Here is a 6,218-nt window from a genome sequence, read left to right on the forward strand (position 1 = left end):
ATCAAATAGCTTTGCATTTTGAAGCGCAACGCTCATACTATTTGAAAGTGTACTCAATAAACGAACATCAGAAAATGAAAAAGCATTTTCCTGATCAATGTTTTGAAGACTTACATACCCGGTTACACGGTCGCCCACTTTCATAGGCATGAATAAAAGAGATTTTGACACTTCTGTACCCGGTAATACCCTTAAACCGAACTCTGCAATTGCTTTTCCTACATTTTCATTGATCAGAATATTTTGGCCGGTTTGAATAAGATGTTCCCTTACCTTATCAAAGTTTCTGGGCTTTGGGTAAGAAATTTCTCCTTTTTCAATATGATAATTGAAATATTCCAGATTATTCGCCAAATCGAATGTAGCGATGATAACCACCTGAGCATTAAAGAGATCCCGAATACGGTTACCTACTAAATTGTAAATACCCTGAATATCCATCTCCCTCACCAGACCTTCCTGAACACTGTTGATTACAGCCAATTCCGCTTTTCCCTGTTCTGTTTCTTTTAACAGGCGGGCGGTTTCATCAAATAACCGTGCATTTTCTAAAGCTACGCCCATACTATTAGCCAGAGTTTCTAAAAGAGAGATATTGTTTTCACTGAAGGCATTCTCCTTATCCACATTCTGCAGACTGATATAGCCGGTAATTTTATCTGCCATAATCAGAGGAACAAATACACCGGAAATCAAGATTTTTGTTCCAGGCAATGCACTTTTTCCAAACCATTCAAGTGCTTCTTCCCGTGTATTTAAAACAATTTTTTGACGAGTTGTTATAAGGTGTTGCCTTAATTTATCCAGAGGCCTGGATTCCAAATAAAAACGCTCCCCATTCTCTATGGCATACTTGAAATTTTCCACCGCAACGTCTTCTTCGAAAGTGGCGATTATAAGAGCCTGAGCATCGAACATGTCACGTATGCGATCTCCAACAAGATCATATATCTCCTGCATTTCCATTTTTATGGCTAATGCTTCCTGAACACTGTTTATTACTGCCAGCTCTTCCGTCCGTTGGTCGAGTTGAACAGAAAGTTGTTTTATCCTGCTTTCCAGAGATTCAGAAGGGAGTTTGTCGTTGGTCATAAAATCTTTGGTTTAGAGAGAGAAAGCAAGTTTAAAAGACCAGGATTCAATAAATCAATAATAAAGGTCCTTTACGATTCATGAGTTATAACTGTATGATACACAGACAATATTCTGGCAATTAATAGTAAACATACATTATATAACCACCCAAAACAAATAGCCCTTTTGCTCCTTGCTTTCACCTCTTTTCGTGGATGCATCTAATCTCTTAATTAGAGAAAGGCTTAGAAAATTTATAGCTTAATATTCGTTTTGTTTTATTCGCAGGGAGATGGACAGAGGCTACAGTATTTACCAAAGTATTCTAGAAATATAACCAAAAAGATGAGTTTATAACAACGATAGAAGTGTTTAAGCAGAATAACAGATGAATCATTACACAAGCTTAAAGTCGGCGCTGAATAATCTCATTTGTTTTTTTGTTCTTAAGAATTAGTTTCACTTCCCCGTCAGATAATGTTTCCTCTTTGATAAGATAAAATTCATCGTCATAACTCACCAAATGGGAGGTGTTTTCAACAATGTCTTTTCCACGCCAGTCATCAATCTTTACTGGCTCCCATAATTTGGTTTTAGCAGAAGAGTAGGCTGCGTCCAATATGCAGTTAACGATATAAGCATCATAGAACGTTTCAAGAGGTTCACGCCGCGTTTCTATGGAGTCAAACATATCTGTAAACATATGAGAGTAACCCAACTCGTGGGCTTCGTCGCCCACCGGAAATAGCCAGCCCCTGTCTGTTTCAGATTTTTCTGCTACATATCCGCCTTTCCCCGTGCTAAACATCTCAAAACCTGTACGCAGGAAACCGTTTAGCCAGATAGTCCCTTCCGTTCCCATCACCTCATCTCTCAAATCCATACCGCCACGGAACGCCCAACTTACCTCAAATTGGCTAATAGCTCCGTTTGCATATTTTACCAGTCCGATGGCGTGATCTTCTGCTTCAATAGGATGTACCTGGGTATCCGCCCAGCACATAACTTCCACTGGTCTGATATCCTTGCCTATAAAATTTCGTCCAATCTCTACACAGTGGCATCCCAGGTCAATTATCGCACCTCCGCCCGACTGCTCTTTATCCCAAAACCAGTCGCTATGCGGTCCCGGGTGGGCTTCCCTGGATTTTGTCCAAAATATCCGACCCAGGGCTCCTGCCCTAATCGAAGCGCAGGATTTCAAAAACTTGGGCGTATAACAAAGGTCTTCCAGGTAACCTGCAAATATTCCAGCGGCTTCAACGGCGTCCAGCATCCTCTTCGCTTCAGCTGATGTTCTGCCAAGGGGCTTTGTGCAAAGCACATTTTTTTTCGCTTTAACACAGGCCATAACTGCCGCTTCATGAAGATTATTTGGCAATGCAATAATAACAGTATCCGTCGCGGGATGGTTCACTGCGTCATCCATATCAGTGAAATAATGTGCCAGTTTATAATCTCCAGCAAATTTTCTGGCACGATCCTCGTTTCTGGAATACACCACATGGATGGCATCTTTCCTGCGCTGTGCATGTAAAGATTCGGCATAAAACCTCGCTATAAAACCAGTTCCGAGTATTGTTAGTTTCATTAACTAATACATTAGTTTACCTTAATTCCCTTTTCCCATCCAGTCTCTTTCAAGGCGGGTTCATTCTCCTTCTTCAGGAATTCTGTGTTCGAAAATGTATCAGCGACCCACTCCAATACTGCATTATCCGGAACGATTTCCAGAGGAGTTTTCCATGAGGTAGACGTTTCATTATACGCCAGATTAGATTGTAGTGAATAGCAGGAAATAATAGACCATCTTGGATAATCCGCCAGGTTGGCTTCAGAACGATGCAGTAAATTGCTATGAAAGAAGATCGCGTCCCCAGCCTCTATCTCACAATATACCTGCTCCATTGTTTTTAATGCATTCTCCACCATTACTGAATCTGCGCCTATCTGTTCACCTGCAAAACCATGGTTTACCCGGCCTAATTTATGCGAACCTCTAATGACCTGCAGGCAGCCATTTTCCTTACTAGCAGGGGTTAAAGCTACCATTACACTAATTAATTGATCAGGGAACATAAATTGGTTCTTATACCAATACCCATAATCCTGATGCCATTCCCATGCGCCACCTACTTTTGGCTCCTTTTGCATCAGTTTGGAATGATAATGGCATACCGGGGTATCCCCGGCCAGCAGCTGTGCCACGGAATTTGCCATCTTTTCACTCCGGGAAAGATATCCGAAGACATCATTACCGGGCTTAAACCAAAGCGAAAGCCTTGTTTTTTTACCACTCTGGTCATTCAGGTCCAGCGCATTTTTAGACATTGCATCGTCTTGCAAGGCTACGCTATATAATTTATCAACTTCGGCTTTACTACAAAAATCTTTAATAATAATAAAACCATCATTATGATAACTTTTGACTTGTTCAGCACTTAATTTCATGACACAAATATTTACATTAGTACAAATTAATACTTTCTATTCTATTTATAAATCATTTCACAATTTAGGAGATATATTTTAATGTATAAATCCTATCCGATTTAGCTGCCTCGGGTATTAGGTTGTGAAAGACGGCGTCCAGTGGAGCGTTCACGATTTTGGTATCGGAATTTCGATGGAAGGGCAACAGCGTCGTGACTACATTTTCATGCCGCCCATTTCCTTTTCGGGTTTCTTACCCAGAATATTAAGTGCTGACCTAAAGCCTTGTGCGAGCGTCGCAGCATTCCCCCTCCCATAGTAATGTAGAAAGATCATGTGCGGATCATCGCCGAGCATATGGTTATGAACCGCAACTATTTCCAGATTATGTTGGCGTAAGGTTTTGATCACGCTGTTTACTTCACTTTGCAGCATAGCAATGTCACCAGCGATATGGGCATCATCCTGTTTCCCGGCGAAGGATGCCCAACTGTTCAGCCCTATGTTTGTGGTCATTTCAACGCCCATCGCCATCACTTTTAAATCAGATCTGCCTATAGTGTATTTATATGTCGGCCCATTTACGACGCCACTGTATTTCACTATCGCGTCCAGCGCAGGAATGTCGAAATTTTCTTTCCCGGTGTTGTTTGACGATGATGATGGAGCGGCCTGGTTAGCTGGAAAAAGTTTGCTATCGCGTATGGTCGCCGAATATTTCTGAGCTAGTTCAGCAACGGTTCCCATTCCATGAATGTGCATGAAAAAAATTCGTGGTTCTTCGTAGAAGAAATGGTTGTGTATTGCTGCGATTTCAAGCCCATTGGCCTGCGCAGCTGAGATCATCGGATTAACTTCTTCCTGCAGCAATACCGTATCGCTCATCACCATAGCTGATTTGCCATTCTCCGTTTTCTTAAATGATACCCAGCCACCAAAACCAAAAGGAATAGGAATTGGTTCACCCTTCATCTTCATTTTCAGATCGTTTCTCGGTAAAGGTGTTGTATAAACAGCTTCGGATTCCTTATAGCTACCTTTCTTGCCTAATGCGCTGTCAATTGCCGCCATTTCTCCAGCTGTTAAGGGGGGTGTTTTGCCCGATGATAAAAGATTGGCCTGAAGTTCAGGGGTAGGCAGCAACAATGTTGTACCCAAAAGGGCAACACCTTGTAAAGCTTGCCTGCGGGTGAGATTTTTTGTTTCCATAAATTGCAAGTATTAATTATACAATGATAAGATTTAAACTCTCATTTGAACATTCAGCAAGAAAATGCCGCTATCCGTCCGTTATAAAGATTCTATCTCGGGGCGGTAAGTTTCTGATTATCCTTCAGCAATTGCACTTTTAACTGCTCATAATCTACATCCTGAACGGATATTCCCCCATTAATAGCTTGTACAGCCGCTGTGGCCGCACTCTGACCCAGTATCATAAACACCGGCTCCATCCGGATTGAGCCAAAAGCGATGTGGGAACTTGATGGACATACGGGTACGAGCAGGTTTTGACACTCTTCTTTTTTGGGAATAATGGCTCCATAGCTGATTTGGTAGGGCTTTTGAACGCTTACCCCGATGTCGCCTTCATTCTGGACAAATCCGTCGGGCTTAATATAACGCTGGATGTTGTGCGAATCGAGGGTGTAGGATCCCATACCCACTGGTTTGGGTATCGGCCGTTTGCTCAAGGTCTCATGCTCTGTCATCACATAATCGCTTACCATTCGCCGGGCTTCCCGAACGTAGATCTGATGGGGCCAGTTTCCATTATCTGTGAATTCATCCTTCGCCAAGCCCCACTGGCGCAATTCCTGCTGTACCTTTGCGGGAATACGTGGATCGTTGGCCATGAAGTACATCAACCCCTTTTGGTAAGTTTCATGCGCCTTGATGATCTCTTTCCGACGTTCGTAGGAAGCCTCGGGGTAATCGTAGTTCATGCCGATGTAGTCGGTGCTGACGGGACCGTGGTTGTTGGTATCGGTCTTGCGGTTAGGGATAGGGTCATATTTGTTGAACAGCTCATCCCAACCGGCATCGAATACCCGCACCAGCAGTTCGTACTGGCTGGGATCGTAGCCCTCGGGCCGGGGGAAAGTCACCCGGTTATCAGGATTGTTAGTCAGGCACATACGGAAGCAGTAGGCCTGCAGCTTTTTATCGCTATCGCCCTTTACACCGGGATTCTCCGCTGATACGAGTGGCAGAAGCCCACCAGTGGGATCGCCTATGTTTTTGTAAGGGCTGATGTCCGTCTTGAAGTGGTGTCCGTGGTGCAGCACTCCAACCTGAATACCGTTCCACTGCTCGCCATACACGCTGTTGGCCTCCCGGCCCACATGATAGCTGACCTGGGCCGCCGCCATCAAATCGCCCTCATAGGTTGCGTCGATGAACATCTTGCCACGAAAAGTCTTGCCACTCAGAGTCTTTATGGAGGTGATCCAGTTGTTTTCTTTTGTCACTCCGCTCTCCCGGTTTAGCCACTCATTCCGGAAAACTTTGATCCCATGTTCCTTTACCAGCTCCTCAAAAACGGCCTCGGCTGCATGTGGTTCGAATATCCACATGGTGCGCTCAGCCCCGTCGATAGCAGGGGTACCCTGGCCTTTGTTACCGTACTCCTGTTTCTTCTGCCATTGCCAGGATTCTTCTTTTTGGTAATGCAAGTAAATACGATGATAAAATTCCCGGGCCAGTCCACCGAT

Annotated in this window: 5 protein-coding genes; all 5 read right to left on the reverse strand. The window is 43.7% G+C overall.

Annotated features, from left to right (window positions below; genetic code table 11):
* Positions 1-1,092: GAF domain-containing protein (locus ACLL8Z_RS13460; RefSeq protein ID WP_411275305.1), on the reverse strand; the 1,092-nt coding region annotated here is incomplete at its 3' end.
* Positions 1,093-1,480: 388 nt separating this feature from the next.
* Entirely contained in the window at positions 1,481-2,665 is a 1,185-nt protein-coding gene (locus tag ACLL8Z_RS13465) for a Gfo/Idh/MocA family protein (RefSeq protein ID WP_411275306.1), read from the reverse strand.
* 11 nt (positions 2,666-2,676) lie between these two features.
* Entirely contained in the window at positions 2,677-3,525 is an 849-nt protein-coding gene (locus ACLL8Z_RS13470) for a phytanoyl-CoA dioxygenase family protein (protein WP_411275307.1), read from the reverse strand.
* Positions 3,526-3,723: 198 nt separating this feature from the next.
* A complete protein-coding gene (locus ACLL8Z_RS13475; RefSeq protein ID WP_411275308.1) occupies positions 3,724-4,716 on the reverse strand; it encodes a DUF1259 domain-containing protein in 993 nt (330 codons plus the stop codon).
* A 92-nt stretch (positions 4,717-4,808) separates the two neighbouring features.
* Positions 4,809-6,218: FAD-dependent oxidoreductase (locus ACLL8Z_RS13480; RefSeq protein ID WP_411275309.1), on the reverse strand; the 1,410-nt coding region annotated here is incomplete at its 5' end.

This window comes from Daejeonella sp. (genome assembly GCF_046590655.1).
Classification (GTDB): Bacteria; Bacteroidota; Bacteroidia; order Sphingobacteriales; family Sphingobacteriaceae; genus Daejeonella.

What these genes read in the sequence shown, in the direction of transcription:
- ACLL8Z_RS13465 (WP_411275306.1), bottom strand. Translation starts at nt 2,665, where the DNA reads ATGAAACTAACAATACTCGGAACTGGTTTTATAGCGAGGTTTTATGCC.
- ACLL8Z_RS13470 (WP_411275307.1), bottom strand. Translation starts at nt 3,525, where the DNA reads ATGAAATTAAGTGCTGAACAAGTCAAAAGTTATCATAATGATGGTTTT.
- ACLL8Z_RS13475 (WP_411275308.1), bottom strand. Translation starts at nt 4,716, where the DNA reads ATGGAAACAAAAAATCTCACCCGCAGGCAAGCTTTACAAGGTGTTGCC.